The following is a 624-nucleotide window of genomic DNA, read 5'->3' on the forward strand; positions in this document are numbered from 1 at the left end:
AGCGTGATGCCAAATTCATACTGCTCCTGGCTGTCCTGGAAAATCACCACGTCCTGTTCAAGACGGCCGTCCATTTCATAGCGCCAGTAAATGCCCACTTCCGCCAGCAGGCGCTGGATAAACTCAAGATCGGTTTCCCGCCACTGGGTGATGAGCTCCCGGGATGGGTATTCCCGGGAGAGCCGGAACTCAAAATCAGGCCCTTCCAGCCCGTGTTTACGCAGCACCTGTTCAACCACTTCAGTGACCGACTGGTTGAGGTAGATCGCGCTCCCTTTCGTATAGTTCAGAAGGGCAATACGGGGAACGATCGTCAGTGCATAACGGGTCTCATCATTCGAGGTGGACACGCGGCGAAAGGACTCCACTACGCCAAAAACCGTCCGTACCGGCAGAGCTGGTGTCCCGTCAAACATCGGGGTCTGGAAAGTAAATGACGCTGGTTTCAGCAATAACGACTCACAGACAATATCTTTAGAGGAGCAGGTAACCGCCACGTCATAGCGCCATGGCTGGCTAAGTGATTCCACCGCGCTGTAACGAAGAACATCAAGGAAATCACTGCATTCATGTACATCAACCCGATAACGTGACTGCCCTGACAGCTGTTGCACCGCGTCGGTG

At 54.0% G+C, this 624-nt stretch carries 1 protein-coding gene; it reads right to left on the reverse strand.

Going from position 1 to position 624, the window contains the following annotated elements:
* Positions 1-614: type VI secretion system Vgr family protein (locus L2I46_RS29290; RefSeq protein WP_236948419.1), on the reverse strand; the 614-nt coding region annotated here is incomplete at its 3' end.
* Positions 615-624: the final 10 nt, after the last annotated feature.

The organism is Klebsiella sp. 2019SCSN059 (assembly GCF_021739525.1).
Taxonomy (GTDB): Bacteria; Pseudomonadota; Gammaproteobacteria; order Enterobacterales; family Enterobacteriaceae; genus Klebsiella; species Klebsiella quasipneumoniae.